Origin of the sequence: Hydrogenoanaerobacterium sp. (assembly GCF_032017025.1) — a bacterium.
Lineage (GTDB): Bacteria > Bacillota > Clostridia > Oscillospirales > Ruminococcaceae > Hydrogenoanaerobacterium.
On the sequence record NZ_DALZQO010000029.1, the window covers coordinates 1 to 16,762 of the forward strand.

The 16,762-nt window shown below is 46.5% G+C and carries 18 protein-coding genes; 3 read left to right on the top strand and 15 right to left on the bottom strand.

Annotation, left to right across the window (positions count from 1 at the left end):
* Positions 1-335 precede the first annotated feature (335 nt).
* From RTV33_RS13870 to RTV33_RS13880, 3 genes are all read right to left on the bottom strand, one after another.
* Positions 336-1,316: a hypothetical protein gene (locus RTV33_RS13870; RefSeq protein ID WP_312645172.1), complete on the bottom strand. Its 981-nt coding sequence runs from the start codon at positions 1,314-1,316 to the stop codon at positions 336-338.
* Positions 1,306-1,653: a PadR family transcriptional regulator gene (locus RTV33_RS13875; protein ID WP_312645174.1), complete on the bottom strand. Its 348-nt coding sequence runs from the start codon at positions 1,651-1,653 to the stop codon at positions 1,306-1,308. Before RTV33_RS13875 ends, RTV33_RS13870 begins: the two co-directional genes overlap by 11 nt.
* A gap of 196 nt (positions 1,654-1,849) precedes the next feature.
* Positions 1,850-2,059 carry a hypothetical protein gene (locus RTV33_RS13880; RefSeq protein WP_312645176.1) on the bottom strand — a complete coding sequence of 70 codons (210 nt, stop codon included), beginning with the start codon at positions 2,057-2,059 and terminating at the stop codon, positions 1,850-1,852.
* A gap of 187 nt (positions 2,060-2,246) precedes the next feature.
* Here RTV33_RS13880 and RTV33_RS13885 point away from each other — a divergent pair, with 187 nt between their 5' ends.
* The 3 genes from RTV33_RS13885 (at position 2,247) to RTV33_RS13895 (ending at position 3,898) form a co-directional block, all read left to right on the top strand.
* Positions 2,247-2,795 (top strand): hypothetical protein, encoded by a 549-nt coding sequence (locus tag RTV33_RS13885; protein WP_312645180.1) that lies wholly within the window; start codon positions 2,247-2,249, stop codon positions 2,793-2,795.
* 136 nt (positions 2,796-2,931) lie between these two features.
* Positions 2,932-3,120: an alpha/beta-type small acid-soluble spore protein gene (locus tag RTV33_RS13890; RefSeq protein WP_312645182.1), complete on the top strand. Its 189-nt coding sequence runs from the start codon at positions 2,932-2,934 to the stop codon at positions 3,118-3,120.
* A gap of 160 nt (positions 3,121-3,280) precedes the next feature.
* The gene (locus tag RTV33_RS13895; RefSeq protein WP_312645184.1) at positions 3,281-3,898 is read left to right on the top strand and encodes a carbohydrate-binding family 9-like protein; all 618 of its coding nucleotides are present in this window, start codon (positions 3,281-3,283) and stop codon (positions 3,896-3,898) included.
* Between the two features lie 183 nt (positions 3,899-4,081).
* Here the strand turns inward: RTV33_RS13895 and RTV33_RS13900 are convergent, their stop codons facing one another.
* The 12 genes from RTV33_RS13900 to RTV33_RS13955 form a co-directional block, all read right to left on the bottom strand.
* Complete coding sequence (locus RTV33_RS13900) at positions 4,082-4,861, bottom strand: hypothetical protein (RefSeq protein ID WP_312645186.1); 780 nt, start codon at positions 4,859-4,861, stop codon at positions 4,082-4,084.
* 301 nt (positions 4,862-5,162) lie between these two features.
* The gene (locus RTV33_RS13905; protein ID WP_312645188.1) at positions 5,163-6,092 is read right to left on the bottom strand and encodes a magnesium transporter CorA family protein; all 930 of its coding nucleotides are present in this window, start codon (positions 6,090-6,092) and stop codon (positions 5,163-5,165) included.
* A gap of 304 nt (positions 6,093-6,396) precedes the next feature.
* On the bottom strand, positions 6,397-7,620 hold the full coding sequence (locus tag RTV33_RS13910; protein WP_312645190.1) for a U32 family peptidase: 1,224 nt from the start codon (positions 7,618-7,620) through the stop codon (positions 6,397-6,399).
* Positions 7,621-7,669: 49 nt separating this feature from the next.
* Positions 7,670-8,977, bottom strand: coding sequence for an endolytic transglycosylase MltG (gene mltG, locus RTV33_RS13915; RefSeq protein WP_312645192.1), 1,308 nt, complete (start codon positions 8,975-8,977; stop codon positions 7,670-7,672).
* 278 nt (positions 8,978-9,255) lie between these two features.
* Positions 9,256-9,861 (bottom strand): 5-formyltetrahydrofolate cyclo-ligase, encoded by a 606-nt coding sequence (locus RTV33_RS13920; RefSeq protein ID WP_312645194.1) that lies wholly within the window; start codon positions 9,859-9,861, stop codon positions 9,256-9,258.
* Entirely contained in the window at positions 9,858-10,397 is a 540-nt protein-coding gene (locus RTV33_RS13925; RefSeq protein ID WP_312645196.1) for a DJ-1 family glyoxalase III, read from the bottom strand. The genes RTV33_RS13920 and RTV33_RS13925 overlap by 4 nt, the downstream gene beginning before the upstream one ends.
* Positions 10,398-10,467: 70 nt before the next feature.
* Positions 10,468-11,304, bottom strand: a complete 837-nt coding sequence (locus tag RTV33_RS13930; RefSeq protein ID WP_312645198.1) for a GNAT family N-acetyltransferase — start codon at positions 11,302-11,304, stop codon at positions 10,468-10,470.
* A 49-nt stretch (positions 11,305-11,353) separates the two neighbouring features.
* On the bottom strand, positions 11,354-12,244 hold the full coding sequence (locus tag RTV33_RS13935; RefSeq protein WP_312645200.1) for a phosphatidylglycerol lysyltransferase domain-containing protein: 891 nt from the start codon (positions 12,242-12,244) through the stop codon (positions 11,354-11,356).
* 55 nt (positions 12,245-12,299) lie between these two features.
* Complete coding sequence (locus RTV33_RS13940) at positions 12,300-12,962, bottom strand: thymidylate kinase (protein ID WP_312645202.1); 663 nt, start codon at positions 12,960-12,962, stop codon at positions 12,300-12,302.
* Entirely contained in the window at positions 12,959-13,735 is a 777-nt protein-coding gene (gene thyX, locus RTV33_RS13945; RefSeq protein ID WP_312645204.1) for an FAD-dependent thymidylate synthase, read from the bottom strand. The genes RTV33_RS13940 and thyX overlap by 4 nt, the downstream gene beginning before the upstream one ends.
* A gap of 128 nt (positions 13,736-13,863) precedes the next feature.
* The gene (locus RTV33_RS13950; protein ID WP_312645206.1) at positions 13,864-14,670 is read right to left on the bottom strand and encodes a hypothetical protein; all 807 of its coding nucleotides are present in this window, start codon (positions 14,668-14,670) and stop codon (positions 13,864-13,866) included.
* A gap of 104 nt (positions 14,671-14,774) precedes the next feature.
* Positions 14,775-16,733, bottom strand: coding sequence for a zinc ribbon domain-containing protein (locus RTV33_RS13955; RefSeq protein ID WP_312645209.1), 1,959 nt, complete (start codon positions 16,731-16,733; stop codon positions 14,775-14,777).
* Positions 16,734-16,762: the final 29 nt, after the last annotated feature.

The window sequence follows — 16,762 nt, forward strand, 5'->3', positions numbered from 1 at the left end:
GTTGTTCCCTGGTCGAGTGCCATTATGTACTTTCCCATTTTAATTGCCTCCTTATTGTTTTATTGCTTGGCCCGGACTTAACATCCTGCTAATGTATATGAGGACAACTTCCCAAATGATTACCATATCATCAATATAAAAAAGATTTATGATAGAATATTTTACAACTTATTTGTTGATTATTTTGAATACAGGAATACAAAGAGTGAGATGGTTCGGAAATAGATTCTAAAAACAAAGGATAATTACAGAAAACAGATAAAAAGAGGCAGATGAACTTAAAATTCATCTGCCCCTTTTGAGGTAATGTCTATTGTTGAAGCCGCAGTGCCAAATTATTTGGGAGATTCCATCGCCCTGATGATGGTTGTAGTCGTATCCAAAATCAAAGCAAAAGAAACAATTGCAAGAAAGAATAAGTTAAAGTTCGCGAAGGCCGTTGCAATAAATGCTCCATCTTTGCCAAACATATCGGTGATGCGCTGAGTAAATACAGGGTTCATAATTTGGTTATCAAGCAAGAACATAAAAGTGAGAGGCACCATTAGAATGTTAACAACAAGAGTAACAGTGGCCAACCGCTTGGTATACCTGCCCTCGTACAGCTTGACACTATCTTTTATAATTCCAAGCGCGGCAAATGCTACGATTACATACCAAATGTTACGAATTTTTTCTGAGTCAAACACCGGGATAATCAAATTTTGATCAAAGACACCGCAGATAATCTGCGGTGCAAAAAGAAACACTACCGCAAACAAAACGGAAAAAGCAATGTCAACAATGCACTCCCACTTGCTGATAATTTCGCGCTTTTTTGGCACAGGGGGCAGATTGCTGATTTGATCCTCCGCTGTGTCAATGTTGATACCCTTGCGCTGAAAAACGGCAAAAATTACTGTTACAAAGGCAAATGCATAGACCAGCCCCATAAAAATCATTCCGAGCCACTGCCAAATGGCAAAGTACCAAACGGCCTCTGGATCCAAAATTACAGTGATAAAGCCGGACAGCGCCATACCGAAAACCACCGAAGCCAGAACAATTTTGAGAACCATTTTGTATTTGCTGTAGTAGGGCGCACCAATCAAGCATTTATCGCCGTCCGGGTTGTACTTTTCAGCGAGCTCGGCTGGGGTTCCGAGCTCCGCCAGCACCACTCTAATGTCACGCTCTGTCGGAGTAACTTCTCCGCAGCGCTCCTCAAGCATATCTACAATCAGGCCGTTCAGCTCATCCCGAATATCCCCGCGCATTTTCGCCGGAAGGTTTTTGGTCACCGCATAAACATACCGCTCCACCATATCATTGCTCACTGCTATCATCCTCCCAAAGTGTGTTCATGTTCTCGACGGAACTATCCCAATGTTTTTTCAGATTTGCAAAAATCTCATCGCCCATTGCAGTAGTGGAATAATACTTTCTCGGCTTTGCCCCACTTGTCTCCCAAGTGCTTTTCAATAAGCCCTGGGCCTCTAATCGCCGCAGCAGCGGGTACAAGGTATTGGCTTCTACCGCAATGCCTTTGCCTGAAAGTACATTTACAAGGTTGTACCCGTACATAGGCTCTTGCAGCTGGCTTAAAACACAGAGAACGATGGTACCACGCCTCAGTTCCATAATCAGGCCTGACAATATCTCTTCCTTCTCCAAACGATTTTCTCCTCTCTCTCGTTTACTGTTAATTACATTATACTGTGTGTCACACACTATTGCAAGAATAAAATATAAATTTTATTTCGAGTTTTTTTGCATAAACTTTTACCTTTGGCAGACGGCATAAAAAATACGCCTATCATTTGATAGGCGCATCTTTCTTATTGGTGCAGTAGAGATGTTTTGATTGGTTTTATTTCTTTTTGTTCTTTCCTTTTTTACCGGTAAGCACCAAGGTAATAATAATCAGCAACAGCGCACCACCGGCAATGCCAAGCATCAAAGGCAGATTAAATTTATCTCCGGTATCGGGGTTTGCTGCAAATACCGGAACAACTGTAGTTACTATGGTAAGCGTCATAACTGAAATAAAAGCAAAAAGTTTTGCAAACTTTTGATTCATAGAATAAACTCCTCCTGATATTGATCACCGTCAAAGGGCTCTATCTAATAATTATAGGATGGTTCGTTATACCTGTCAAGCCGACCTGTTTTAATTTTAAAATTGTACATATTTATTGTTTTTTTACAGAGATTAGTAATTAGGATTTCAATGCGGCGGCTTTTAAGCAAAAAATTGAGGTGAGAAAATGATAAATCTGATCGTTTTGGGCAGCTCAGACGACAGCAGGCTTGCAAACACCATTTTACGTATACTTGCAGCAGAATTTCGAGTAGCATGTGCCTGCACAAAAAAGCAATCCAACAATCTTGAAGAATTTGATTTTCTGCTGGTGGAATGCGAGCAGATTTCTTTTAATAATAAAGAACGCACCATAATTCTTTGCAAAAGCAATTTTTTGGCAACTGAAAAGCAGTATAGCACCTGCCGTTCCGGCACAATTGGCGTGGTGCAGTCGGATAATCTTGCAGCAGCGCAGGCACTGAGTGAGTGGCAGATTCCCGTTATTTCATGCGGGATGTCGGTAACCGATACGCTTACACTTTCCAGCATCAGCCCAGACGGTGCTGTAATCTGCCTGCAAAGAAGTATTCCCACCTTGCTGGGAACTGTAATTGAACCATTTGAAGTGCCTATAAAACTTTCCCGCCCATTTGACAGCTATGCACTTATGTGCATTGTTGCGGTTCTTTTGCTTTCGGACAATTTAGACAAGCTGTCAATGCTGAATTTGTAAAACATGTCGATTTACAGAATAACGTAGTTTTTTTTAAAGAAATTACCAAGTATTAATTAAGTGTCTATGCCTATAATAATATCACAAACGCAACAGAAAATGAAAAATGTACAATGAATTAAGGAGTGTAACAATTATGGCAAACAAACCTGTAGTTCCTCAGGCAAAAGAGGCTCTTTCTAAGTTTAAAATGGAAGCCGCTAATGAAGTAGGCGTTAACTTGAAACAGGGTTACAACGGCGACCTCACCTCTAAGCAGGCTGGTTCCGTCGGCGGTCAGATGGTTAAGAAAATGATCGAGGCTTACGAGAACTCTATGAAATAAATGTCCTGACGGGCATTTACAAGAAAAAGGGACCTCAGAAATGAGGTTCCTTTTTTGTTGCAAGAAAGATTTTCTTAAAAAAACTGAAACGATTTTTACTATCTTTTTTTGCGAGGATGCATTAAAATGAAAGAAATAAAACTGTGTGGGAGGCGTTATTGTGCCATATCGAGTGGCTATTTTGGATAACCGGTCGCAGCTGGACCAAAGTGATTGTTTTGAGGTGTCCTGCTACAATTGGGGCGGAAATTATCGCCCTAAAACACAAGGGTTGCTTGCCTTTGTCAAAAACGAGGGTTTTCTGCTGCGCATGAAGTGTGACGAGCCAGATCCATTGCGCCGGTACACAGCTGCGAACGACCCTGTTTACACCGACAGCTGTATGGAAGCATTTTTGGCATTCTACCCGCAGTCAGAAAAAAGTGGCTATATCAACTTTGAGATGAACGCCAATGGCGCATTGCTGTGCGCATATGGGGAATCGCGCCATGACCGTACGTACATAACCGACTTGGGCATTACGCCACCTGTACCAAAAATTACGCTAGGCACATGCTATTGGGAGCTGGAACTGATGATTCCACTTTCCTTTGTGGAGGCAGTCTGCGGCAGGTGCGATTTTAAAGAGGGTGACGTGCTGCGAGGGAACTTTTTTAAAGTGGGCGAAAACGATGAGCACCCACACTTTTCAAGCTTTATGCCCATTACAGCCGAACACCCTGATTTTCATCTGCCGGAATTCTTCAGCGATTTGATTTTAACTGCGCCCCAAGCCTAGCTATAACTAAAAAAAGAACCTCTCGCGAGGTTCTTTTTTAGTTAAAACTTATTTATCAGCCAACGCAAAAAGCCCTCTGCGGTTGGTTCGCTTTTAATGGTATGAGGATTGTACACAACATGGCCACGCTTTACGCCGCCGCTTTCATCCTTTGCAGCTTGCGTGCTGCAAAAAGACTGCGGCTCACCAAAAAAATTCAGCGGACTGCGCCTTGGGTTTCCCCCCCGTAGGCTGTTGCTCGGGCTCTATTTCAACCTCTTGCACCGCGGAAGTTTCTTCTACTGCCTGCTCCGGCTCCCTGTAGAACTCAGCGGCTTTCACTGCGGCATCGAGTGTATCAATCGAATTGTCAATTGCATCCAAACGCTGTTCAAGCTCTTCCATCGAGGACTGCAGCGTTACACGCAGCGTAGAAACATCTCCCTTAAAGGTGCTGATCTGCTGCGCAAGGCTTTGAATGCTTTCTATCGTGGTGACGGTCAAGCGGCTCGCCTTTTGCTCGGCAGCCTTAATGATACCATCCGCGCTATGACGAGCCTCCATTAACGCACTGCCAATCTGCATCATCGCTTCATCGTATTTCCTGCCCTTATGTTCCAGGCTTTCAGCGCGCAGGGTAAGCTGTCGGCATTTCTCCTGCTGTGCTTTTATATCGCGATCCTTGTCCTCCATCGCCTGCTGCTGCCTGAGAATTTCAAGGTTGAGGTTAGCAATGGTAGTTTCAAGGTTTTGTATCTGATCCAGTTGGTTGGCTGAATCATCCTCAAGACCTTGAATATTTCCATCCAGCTGAGTGATGTTTTCCAGCAGAGCCTGATTTTTTTCTTCCAGATCAGCAATTTTTTGGTTCAAATCATCCAAAGCGGTTTTGTTTTGCTCACAAAGCTCGTCTATGTATTTTAAAACAGATTTTTTATGAAATCCGCCGAATACGCTCGCTTTAAAAGTCACCTGTCGTTCCACGATTTTTGTTCCCCCTATGCAAAATTTTGCTTTGATTGTTATTGTATCATAGAGCGGCCTCAAAACGCAGTTTTGTACTTGTGCATAGCACAAGTTTGCGCGCAGGGGGCGCAAAGACCGTTTCCGATGTAATAAAACACATTTGCCAAATGGCAATACCGCGCTGCGCACGGCATTCAGCCTTTGGCCTGAATCTGTGTTTTATTATAGCATTGATTGCAGGGTATGACAATGCAAATTGCGCAAAAACATAGCCATCTGCCCCATAGCAGATGACTAATGATTGTTTTATTGCGTTTTCCTAGTAGAACATATTCTTTTTCACCAAAATAATGGCGACGATGACAGTAAGCACTGCAGCCAGCGCACACGGAAACCAGAAGTACGGCAGTGGAAGCCCTTCGACATTCATACCATAGAAGCTTGAGACCATCGTCGGAATCGCCATCAAAATAGTGATGGAAGTAAGTACCTTCATCACAATATTCAGGTTGTTTGAGATGACCGATGCAAACGCATCCATTGTACCGGAAAGAATACTGGCATAAATGTTACACATCTCAATTGCCTGCTTGGTTTCAATCAGCACATCCTCCAGCAAATCCTGATCATCTTCATACAGCTTGATGATGCGCCCGCGCAGAATCTTTTCCATCGTCATTTCATTGGCTTTGAGTGACGTAGAGAAATAAACGAGCGATTTTTCCAGCCCCAAAAGCTGGATTAGCTCCTTGTTTTTCATAGATTTATGCAATTGATGCTCCATGCGCATTGATAGTTTATCAATTTGCTTTAAGAACTGCAAATAACGGGTTGCAATACGCAAAAGCATGGTAAACAAAAACTGGTTTTTCAGCTTGGTCTGTACATTTTTCACCATACCCTCGGCAAACTCGCTGATCAGCGGGTTATTTTTGAGGGTAATGGTTACCAACTGCTTCGGCAGCATAATAATACCGATTGGTGTGGTGGTGTATAGGATTGTGTTCTCGGGCTGCTTCTCAGCGAGGGGCAAGTCCACGATCAGCAGGGTTTGATCCTCCTCCTGCTCAATACGGGAGGTCTCTTCCTCATCCAGAGACGATTTAACAAACCCCTGATCAATGCCGAGGTTTTCGGTAAGAAATGCAACCTCGCTCTCAGTGGGGCAAACGGCGCTGACCCAGCAGCCATCCTCAATCTCATCAATCTGTGTGATGCGATTATCGATTGTTTTGTAATAGTTTATCATGGTATATCCCCATTTCTATGGGGCAGAAAACAGCGACGCTGCTCCTGCCGATTTTTTTATTTTGCTGTTAAAATAATTACTTTGAGGACTAGGGTCCGGATTCACAACGTCACCTCCTGTAAAGTCTGAGTAGTTTTGTGTAAGTTTGCATGGCTTTAACTTAATTATTATACCACACAATATGTCGTTTGCAAGAGATATCGCTAGATTTTGAGCAAAAAACAGAAGGAAACAGCGGAATACCGTTCAAATCAGCCTAAAACGGCTGAATATGAATGAATTCCGCTGAATAATAAGTTCTATTCTATTTTAGCTTGCGAAGAATGCTGCCCGCGGGGAACTGACGGTCGGTAGGAATCGAGAGTTTTTCCATAGCGTGGCAGGCACTTTCCACCGGCTCGCCATACTGGTTAAAAATCTGCTGCGCAACAAACGGGGTGGAGCCCCCCTCTGGCACCAGAATCTCCAGTTCATCGCCCGCAAAAAAGCGGTTGCGCTGGGTAATGTACATTCTGCCGTCACGGCACTCATCCACAGTAGCGACCACATCGTAGCTGCGAACATAACCACCGTCTTTGTAGCACTGCCCATTCTCGGGCCTGCCGAAGAAAAAACCGGTGGAATATTCGCGGTGGCTTACCTTGCGGGTTTCCTCCTCTATCCAGGGCTCCAGCTTAAAATGCGCAGGGTCTCGCAGGTAGCTGTCTACAGCATTGCGGTAGGCGTTGGTGACCACCGCAACATAATAAGCCGACTTCGCCCTGCCTTCAATTTTAAAGCTGTTGATACCGGCGTTGGCAAGCTTATCAATGTATTCGATCATACACAAGTCTTTAGCGTTTAAAATATAAGAGCCGCGTTCATCCTCATAGATTGGGTAGAATTCATTGGGACGCTTCTCCTCCATCAGGTGGTATCCCCAACGGCAGGGCTGTGCACATTCGCCGCGGTTGGCATCTCTGCCCACCATATAATGCGAGAGCAAGCAGCGCCCTGAAAACGACATACACATCGCTCCATGTACAAAGCACTCAATTTCTAGGCTGTCGGGCGCTTTGTCGCGGATACGACGGATGTCATCAAAGCTCATTTCACGTGCAAGCACTACGCGCTTTGCACCCATTTGGTGCAGTTCGCAGGCGGCAACGTAGTTTACAATGCCCACCTGTGTGGACATGTGCAGCTCTAAATCGGGTACTACGCGCTTCGCTGTCATCATGACGCCGATATCGGCCACAATCAGCGCGTCAATGCCGCATGCTGCAGCGTTTCTCAAATATTCGGGCAGCCTATCCATCTCTTCGTTGGTGGGCACGGTGTTGCAGGTGAGGTAGACACGCACACCGTTTTTATGGGCGTGCTCTACCGCCTGCTTTAGCTCGTCAAGCGAAAAGTTCATCGGTGATGAACGCATACCGAACTCCTTGCCGCCAAGGTATACCGCGTCGGCACCAAACAACACCGCCGCGTTTAGTCTTTCTCTGTCGCCCGCCGGCGCAAGCACCTCGGGTATCATTGTATCAGCCATTATTTCTCCTTTGTATTACCGAATGATCTGTGCGTAAGAACATCACCGGTTAATCGGTGGCAATGCCGTTCACGCCGCCAACTTTACTGGCGGTGTAAATATTTTGCTCATGCTCAGCCATGGTTTTTGCATAATAGAATTTGCCCTCTTTATCGGTGAGGAAGTAGTAGTAATCGTTCTCGTCGGGGTACAGAGCCGCCTTAATCGCATCAATACCCGGGTTGCAGATTGGGCCTACCGGCAGCCCTACACATTTGTAGGTGTTGTAAGCGTCGTACATCTCCTGGTTTGCAGTGGTAAGGTGCGGCTTAATAAACTTTTCAACATAGAAAATGGTAACATCAGACTGCATCTGCGGGTAGGTGTCCGCCTGTGCAAAACGGTTGTGGAACACACCGGAGACGGCGTTCATATCTGCTGGGTAACTCGCCTCTTTCTGAATAATGGAGGCAAGCGTAATTGTCTCGTCAAGCGTCATACCAAGTTCTTTCATGCGGTCATACATTTCTGCTGTAATGTTCGCATTAAAGCTATTGAAGAATTTTTTCGCAACCGATACCGGGTTCTCTCCCACAAAGAAATCGTAGGTGTTTGGGAAGACATACCCCTCGTATTTATAGAAACGAAGCGGGGCATTTACAGGAATATCGCCCATAAAGTCGTACTCAAAAGCCTGTTTTTGAAGCGCATTTACAAATGCCTGTGCCGTGCACACTTCATTTTCTTCGAGCTTTTTGCCTACCTCCCATAGAGAGAGGCCTTCGGGGAATGAAATTTTCACAACATCCTGTCGGTCATTTCCGCTCTTAAGCGCAATGATAATCTGGTCATAGCTCATATTGGAATTGAGAATATATTCACCAAATTGATATTTTCCGTCTGCCTTTTTGAGCTTTGAGTAAAGGCGGAAGGTAATGGGGGTATCAATCACGCCTTTTTCATTTAAAATTTTGGCGATATCACCGGTGCCGGAGCCTTCCGGAATATTAATTGTGATGGTGTTATCCTCCTGCGCAAGCCCCAACAGGTCGCTCGCACTTTGCAGTGCAAAAAACGCCAAGAACGCCCCCAGCCCAACCAACACAATGGTAATGAGCAGCGCGCGTGCAACACGATATTTCTTTTTAGGTTTGGGTGGCTTCGCACGCTTTGGGCGCCCATTTTGCTTGTTGGCGGGCTGCGGTGCCCTGTGCTGTGCGGGGCGGTGAGGCGGCTGCCTATTGGAAGATTGCTGCCGCGGTGCAGACAGCAATTCCCCCGAATCATCATCAAAACGGTTCGGCTGTTCAGGTGCATTATTAAGTCTATTCGCCTCAAACCCCTGCTTTTCGTTATGTTCTTTATCGCTAAAATCCATAAGAGTTCCTCCAAACTTACCTTCCCCTGTAACGTCATCTTGCTCAAACACATAGTATGTAGCATCTGCTAGGCAGATACAATCTGACACAGGGAGGTGAATACGCGTGAGCTGCTGTAATAATTGTCGTGATAATAACTGCTGTAACAACGGCTGTAATAGCTGGGGTGGTGGCAACAGCTGGTGGTGGATTATCATTCTAGTCGTTATCTTTTTCTGCTGTTTCTGCAACTGATCCTTTGCCTCTAGGGTAAGCCCCCGTTGAAAGAGATGGGGGCTTATCGTCGTGAAGAAAAACGGTTGGGTACATTTACTTTGCGCAAATATTTTTCAGTAACCAACAGATTTACCGCAACATCGTATCTTCCGTGCTGCAACCGCTGTGTCATGCAGGAAGAGTAAACGATGCCGATTTTGGTTGGCGTGTAGCCGGAAAGAAAACGGTCGTAGTAGCCCTTACCGTAACCCAGACGGTAGCCTGCAAAATCAAATGCAAGCCCCGGTACAATGCAAACGCTATCTGTAAAATCGGTAAGCAGTACACACTTTCCAGGGTCTGGCTCCAGTACACCAAAGGTACGCGGGGCCAAATCGTCAAGCGAATCGATCAGGTAAAATTCCATTTCCCTTGTGCCGTCTATGCAGCGCGGAACCGCCACCTGCTTACCCTGCCTTAGTGCATCTGCAATCAAGGTGCGGGTATCCACCTCTATCTCGGTGGATACAAAGGTAAGCAGTGTTTTTGCGTTTTTATATTGGTACAAGCTCTGCACCCGCCTGCGGATGCTTTCGTCGTGCTGAAGCTTCACGTTTGGGGGCATATCCCGGCGAAGCTGCTTGTACTTGTTGCGTAAATTGGTTTTATAAATACGAATATCGGTCATTGGTACCCCACGGCTGCCCTTAACAGTTCTGCCCGCTCCTTGCCTTTCAGATGTTCCACCAGCTTTAGTGCAAATTCCATTGCAGTGCCCGCGCCGCTACCGGTAATGATATTACCGTCTTGCTCACATGCGCTGCCGGTGTAGTTTGCCAGTGGCATCTGCGATTCAAAGCCGGGATAACAGGTGATGGTTTTATGATCCAACAAGCCAAGATGCCCCAAAATGGAAGGGGCCGCACAGATTGCACCTATGGGCAGACCCCGTTCCACCGCGTATTGGATAAAAGCCTGCACAACAGGCGATTTTTCGAGGTTCAGTGTGCCGGGCATCCCCCCCGGCAAAACAATCATTTCAATATCTGCGAGGTCGGTCTGCGAATCTAAAATATCGCACAGCACTGAGATGCCATGTGCACCCCGTACCGTTTTAGAGGAAACACCCACCATTTGTACAGTAAGCTCAGCACGTCTCAGTATATCAACAACTGTCAATGCTTCAATCTCTTCAAAGCCATCTGCTATAAATACATAAATCAAATGATTCCCTCCTATGTCAAAATGTTGCGCATAACACAGAGATTCTCTGTTTCTGCGTTCATCGAAAAAACTAGTCTAAAACTAAGTTAAGGTACCCCGCGCATGTTTGCAGCGGCTTACTTGTCATACCAAAGGGGCGAAGCTCACCGCTGCAGGTACTGTAGGCAGGCAGCCGCACCGTAATGTGCACACACCCGTGCTGCAGTGCCAGTGCCTCTAGCGCGGCGGGCATTGCGTCCGCAGACAATGTAGTTTCCCTTACAAAAAGCATATCTTTTATTTTATAACACAATGCGGCCGCTTGTCCATACTGCGACATTATTTTGCAGGCAAACCCGCCGTTGAATTGGTTTTCGTCAAGCGCATAGGCGATTGCAGTTTCATCCCAGCGCAGGTAACCCTCGCGGTCGAACGCCGCATCACGCAGCTGCTTGTATTCATGTGCAGCTATATTGGTAAAAACAAAATCGACATTGCTTCTTGCCGGAATTTCTACAGTAAGTTCTGCCGTTTTAATGGAAAAAGTTGTTGTATATCCGCGCTTTTCATAAAACGAAAACAGCTCCCCCTGGGCAGGGACAAGCAGAGATAATACCTCGCCGCGCTCTGCAATCAGCCCATTCGCATACTCAAGCAATTTGCTGCTGATGCCTCTGCCTTGGTGCGCCTTGCGTGTTGCTACTGCGTACACATACTGCACTGGAACATACGCTTCGCCCTGTTTGAGCTCTGCGGGCAAAAGTGTGAGCATAGCGGCAGGAACCCCCTGCTCCAGCCACACAAGCGTGTTTTCACAGCGAAAGCGCTTGTTATAGTAAAAATCAATCGTATCATCTGCGTCACCAAAGCATTCTTTCCAGATTGCTTTAAGCTCAGGCAGCATCTCAGGTTTTGCAAAGGTAATCATCCTGCACCCCCTGCCGGTAAAACCGATTCCGGCTTCACACCCCGGTTAATTATTTTTTTAAGGTAGCTACATATTTTTCGAGCAGGATATCGGGGTAATAAGAGGTTTTTGCCCTGCGCAGCCCCTCATCCCCTAGGTCTTCCTCTCGGTTGACGTAGGTAAAATCCTGACAGTTATGAATTAAAAATTGCTGATTGATCATCGGGTAGGCACCCTGAATTTCTTGAAATGCCTTCTCGATGTGCATCACATAGGTGTCGGAAGAAAGCGGCTCGCCCATGGTGTAAGCGATAACTCGGCCATTCAGGCGCAGCAGCCCGCCCCGCAGACCCAACTCAAAATAATGCTGAAATGCCTGTTTCACTGCGCAAGCCTCATGGCTTAGGTTTTCATCATCAACACAGTTATAAAGCTTGCACCATTCGGTGTTCATCTTCCAGCACTCATCTATATTCTCGGCCGTAATATCTTCATAAGCCCAATCCGGGTTGTCTTTAAAGCGTGCAATATGGTTGCGCTTGCCGTGTAGCTTTTTTCCGGCAAGGCTTGTTAAACGCTCTACACTGTAGATATAATCGCAAAAATCGCGGTTATTGGTGTATTCAAACTGATCGGGAAAAAGTGTTTGCATGAGCTTAACGGTTTCAAGGTTCATGCCGCGCAGGCGGAACCCGATACCACGCTCGGCGGCGTCCTCCATCAGTGCCAAAATGACCGGCCTAACATCACCGCTGCCTGCGGGATAGGTGTAATTGATTTCACCCTCTCCCCCACTTTTCAGGCAGTAAAATCCATTTACATCTGCCCACTGAATTCGATTTGGCTTGCGCCAGATATAATTATTGACAAAGGAGTAATCACAGCTTTTAAAGTTCGACTGTCTGAGACGCTCCTCAATCCATGTTCTGTCCTGTAATTCTACATCTTTAAAGGGTAACAAATTATCCGTCCTTCCAATGGGTAATACCCGTACTTACATCAATTCGGCGGCAGGGTCACTTCTGTAAATTGCCCAGCGTGCTCATAATTCTGTCGTGAATTGCTTCAATTGTGTACGGAGCTTCTCCGTCACAGCAGCGAATCACTTCCCACCCGCTGCGCTGCACCGCGTAATTTGCGGTTTCGCGACACCTCATTAAATAGGCAAAGTTGCGCTCGTGCAGGTCTTTTTTATTTTCGTCTCCCTGATAGCGCTTTTCCATCAGCCGCTTTGAGGTGCTCGGTTCCATTTGCAGGTACAGCACCTTGTCAGGGCGCGGTAACCCGAGTTTGTCAAACTCAAAATCCTGCTGCCACTGAAAAAAGGCATCCCACTGCTCGCGCGGCAGTTTGCTCATCTGATGAATGAGGTTGGAACCAACATAACGGTCTGCGATAATGACAGCGCCTTCTTTATAAGCTTGCTCCCAATTCTTCTTAAAGCTCGCGTAACGGTCGAGTGCATAGAACGATGTTGCAGTATATGCATTTACATCGTCCACGTTGCCACCGAATTCGCCGCCGAGGTACATCTTAACAAAGACCGACCACGGATGCTCGTAATCAGGGAAGGTGATGCGCAGCGCGGGAATGCCCTGTTCATTCAAACGCTGTGCCAGCAGCTTTGATTGTGTCTCCTTGCCGCTGCCATCCAGCCCTTCTATTTCAATGAATCTCATCTGTCATTTCCTTTCAGGGCGGTATAATGTGCGCGAACCTCGGCGAGTTTACCGCAGCTCATTTTACCCTCAGGGCAGGCATTGCGCAGGCAAGGCGGTCCCGCTTTGGCAAACAGCGTGGGGGCCACGTCACAAACAAGTTTCAGCATCTGCTCGGCCACAGCACGTATCTCCCATTGGGCGCGGTTGCAGCAGCGATCACGAAAAAAGTTTTGTAGGCTGCGGGCATTCATGGTGACCACCATTTTGGTATCACAGGCATTGGGCAGCACAAAGCGTGCATCCTCAATTGCCTTTTTTGCCGCAAGCTTTTTTGCTTCAGCTTCCGGCTTTCCTTGTTCCATAAAATCAAGCGTATGCTTTTCTTTTAGTATCGCTGAAAGCTTATCGTAATATTCTGCCGCCTGGTTCATCGCCTGTAAAAACAACGATTTTGCCTCGTCATCTTCTTCAATTTCGGGCGGAATCACATATTCAAACTGGGCTTTACTTACGTAACGCTGGCTTTGAACGCTGTAAGAAGCGATACGGTGGCGGGTAATCTGCGCCAAAAACGCACGCGAAACCCCCTCAATTCCAAACGTAAAGCTTACGTGCTCAATTGGGCTTTCGTGGCCGATATCTGACAGCATTTGCACAAAGCTCTCTGTCTTTTCATCGGTTAACCCTGCAAGCAAATCATCCACACCCACACTGCTATAGCAAAGTTTTGCCGCCGCAGCCACTGTTTTTTCGGGGTTTGGGGTGTGACTTAGTAAGGTGACTTTTGGCATTTATTCTTCCTCCGAATTTTTTTTACATAACTATACAGCAAACATTATACCACAAACAAAACCGCCTATCAATTAAGACAGACGGTTTTTGTGGATTTTTGACGATAAGTACAATTGTAAGCTAGGTATTAGTCGTTGCAACGGCAATCCTGCTCACGCGGGGGAAAGAAATCGCTGGTTGGGAATTTAATCGCCTTAAACACCTCGCAAGGATCGTCAGTTGTAGTGACGCATTCCTTATCGGGCATGCAGAAATCGTATGCAGGAATCATCATTTGAACGTTACGCTCTAACTGTACGATAGTAAACATACCAATGGTGATAAAAACACATTTTTCTGGTTTGCAGCAAGAGAAGTCGCCCTTAAATTTGCAGCAGATATCTTTGGGAACTTCGATGCGGCAGGGGCAGTGATCGTGGCAGGGGGAAACGCGCGCGGCCAAAACGATGGGATCAACAACCGATACGCATGCGATAGGCATATTGTTGGTGCAGTTGGTAGGCGATTGGCTATCAGAGCAGTAGACACGCACATTGCCTTCGCTACCGTACAAAATTACTTTCTTGGTAAAATGTGCTAGGCCGTCAATGACGGTAGGTGTAGTACAGGTGGCGGTATATACCTGAATGTTCACTACAAAGAAGAAGGTAATATCCACCGAGTAAAAGCCTTTGTTAAAGGGAACAGGCTCCACGTCCAGAAAAACGTTGAGAATTTCGGCGCTTTTCGCTTTGATGCTGCTGCAGCTGTCGATGACCGCCTGATCTTCGGGAACAAAATAAACTTGGAGATCCTCAAGACAATCTTTTGCACTGCAGCTGTCGTAAATTCGCTTGGTATCAATGCAGACGGCCTCTTTAAACAGGCTGTTGCTGCCACTACCACTAACGCTATTGTTATTGCTATTGCCGGTATTTACTCTTGGTTCTGCCATAGTAATCCTCCTATTACTTTCTATTAAAGAATTCACTTCAATAACATAATATGAGGTTCGGCAATTTTGGTGAAAGAAAAAGGACGCTTTTGCGTCCTTTTTCATCATGGTTTAATCGTAAATGTCTCGGCAGAGAAAGTAATGCTATCCTTAATAACCGTACCAAAAATTTCCCACTTGCCCTCAGCGGCATTGTAGTGCATTGTCACAGTCTGGAAGTTTCCACCTGCAAACCACTTGCTGCTGTCGGTTTTTTCGGCATAGTTGTAATCGGCCTGAACATCAAACGTTGCGTACAGCTCGTCATCTTTGATGCTGCGCGAAATGCTGCGGCGGTCAAAGGTAAGGCCGTGGAAGTCAAACAGCAGCCCTTGATTGTATGCCTCCATTTTGGTGACAAGGTCTGCCAAATAGGCTTCACTCACGTTTTTAATCAGATTTTTATCCCACTTATTGATTGCTTCAAGATAAGACTGATAGAATGCATAAAAACGTGGTGCTAGGCTGTTGATTAGCTGGCGGTTGGTCATTTCAGATGGATTTTCGGCATTGGGGTATTTCGTTTCCAGCTCCTTGATGTAATCAACAGAAAGGGTCTGAGCTTCGCCTGTTATGCTAAAATCCTGGCTGTATTGATCACACTTTACCGTGACTTTCATGCCTTCAAACGCAGGGCTAATGGTGATAAACCCGCCATTGGAGGCAAGATCGGCCTTAGAGCCATTTACCAGCACCTGCAGGCCTGTTTCGATACCCGCAAGCTCAATCTCAGCGCTTGCCAGATTTTTCGCAACCGAAACAGTGGTGCTTTCTGTTGCTGAAAAACTTGTAAACTCTGATTTGCCCAGTTCGTATTCAGAACCATATTTTTGATAGGTGGCGCGAACCGTATGGGTACCGGGCGAAAGCTTCAGCAGCAAGCCATCCTCAGTTTGCTCGGCACTCACTTTTTTGTCATCCACATAAAGCGTAATATCCTTGATATCTGTTTGCACGTTAACCTGTACCGGGCTGACCTTTACCACAAACTTTTGAGAAAACAGGTTGTTCTTGGTTTGTTTGAGCGTGAAACAGCTGTAGTTATCATCATTTCCGCCTGCCCAATCGCCCTCAGACGCAAGCAGATGTGCTTTTAGCACGGTCATATCGAGGTTTTCCATCATCGCGGCGCACATCTTTTTGGCATCCTCTGCCGAGGTAAGCCCGCTGCCGCTGGTTTCGATGTTTGCCAGCACGTATTTGGTGTCACCGGAAGAAACCGCACCCACAAATGCATCTACTGCTTTTTCAGGAGCCTTATTCGCATTCATTTTAAGCCCCGTAAAACCCGCTACTCCGCCAAGAAGAATCACCACAAGCAAAACAATCAGCCATATCTTACCAATCCCGCTTTTAGCCTTAATGGTTTTCGGCTGTTTTATAGGCTTCCGTTTGCACCCTTGCTTTGGGTCTTCCTGTTCAGGCTCCTCCTCAAATTCATCCGCAAAACCCTCGATCGCAAACTCCCACTCCGCTTGTTGGTCGTAATGCTCCTCATAAGGCTCTTCGTACTGCTGAGTGTATGGATCATCTTCTTCCACTGCAACCGTCACGGCCTTTTGCACCGGGGCAGTCTGTTCTTGCGAGTCAGCCGCTACAGCCTGCTGCACCCCAAAGGAAATTTCCTCTTCCTCTTCGCTGATCGCCTGATTCCACCGCTCCGCGGGGTCGGGACGTTTCATCTCCTCATAGGGCTCTTCGCACTGCTGAGAGTATGGATCATTTTCCTCCACTGCAACTGTCACGGTCTTTTGCACCGGAGCTGTCTGCTCTTGCGAGTCAGGCGCTACAGCCTGCTGCACCCCAAAGGAGATTTCCTCCTGTTCTTCGCTAATCGCCTGCTGCCACAGCTCTTCGGGAGTGGGACGTTTTGTCTCCTCTTGAAACGTTTGTTGTGTACGCACCGTCGAAGCCGGTGGTTGCTGTACGGACTCTGCCGGCAGTACCAAACGCTGCCCGCACTCAGGGCAAAATTTTGCTTTGGGGGTGGGCAGCAGCTCACCACAATAGGGACAAAATTTCATAGATTCACTCTCCTTGCGGGCAATGCCGC

Coding starts and splice junctions, on each gene's coding strand:
- RTV33_RS13955 (WP_312645209.1), bottom strand. CDS start 16,733: ATGAAATTTTGTCCCTATTGTGGTGAGCTGCTGCCCACCCCCAAAGCA.
- RTV33_RS13920 (WP_312645194.1), bottom strand. CDS start 9,861: ATGACCGATATTCGTATTTATAAAACCAATTTACGCAACAAGTACAAG.
- RTV33_RS13885 (WP_312645180.1), top strand. CDS start 2,247: ATGATAAATCTGATCGTTTTGGGCAGCTCAGACGACAGCAGGCTTGCA.
- RTV33_RS13910 (WP_312645190.1), bottom strand. CDS start 7,620: ATGGCTGATACAATGATACCCGAGGTGCTTGCGCCGGCGGGCGACAGA.
- RTV33_RS13890 (WP_312645182.1), top strand. CDS start 2,932: ATGGCAAACAAACCTGTAGTTCCTCAGGCAAAAGAGGCTCTTTCTAAG.
- mltG (WP_312645192.1), bottom strand. CDS start 8,977: ATGGATTTTAGCGATAAAGAACATAACGAAAAGCAGGGGTTTGAGGCG.
- RTV33_RS13880 (WP_312645176.1), bottom strand. CDS start 2,059: ATGAATCAAAAGTTTGCAAAACTTTTTGCTTTTATTTCAGTTATGACG.
- RTV33_RS13950 (WP_312645206.1), bottom strand. CDS start 14,670: ATGGCAGAACCAAGAGTAAATACCGGCAATAGCAATAACAATAGCGTT.
- RTV33_RS13940 (WP_312645202.1), bottom strand. CDS start 12,962: ATGAGATTCATTGAAATAGAAGGGCTGGATGGCAGCGGCAAGGAGACA.
- RTV33_RS13905 (WP_312645188.1), bottom strand. CDS start 6,092: ATGATAAACTATTACAAAACAATCGATAATCGCATCACACAGATTGAT.
- RTV33_RS13930 (WP_312645198.1), bottom strand. CDS start 11,304: ATGATTACCTTTGCAAAACCTGAGATGCTGCCTGAGCTTAAAGCAATC.
- thyX (WP_312645204.1), bottom strand. CDS start 13,735: ATGCCAAAAGTCACCTTACTAAGTCACACCCCAAACCCCGAAAAAACA.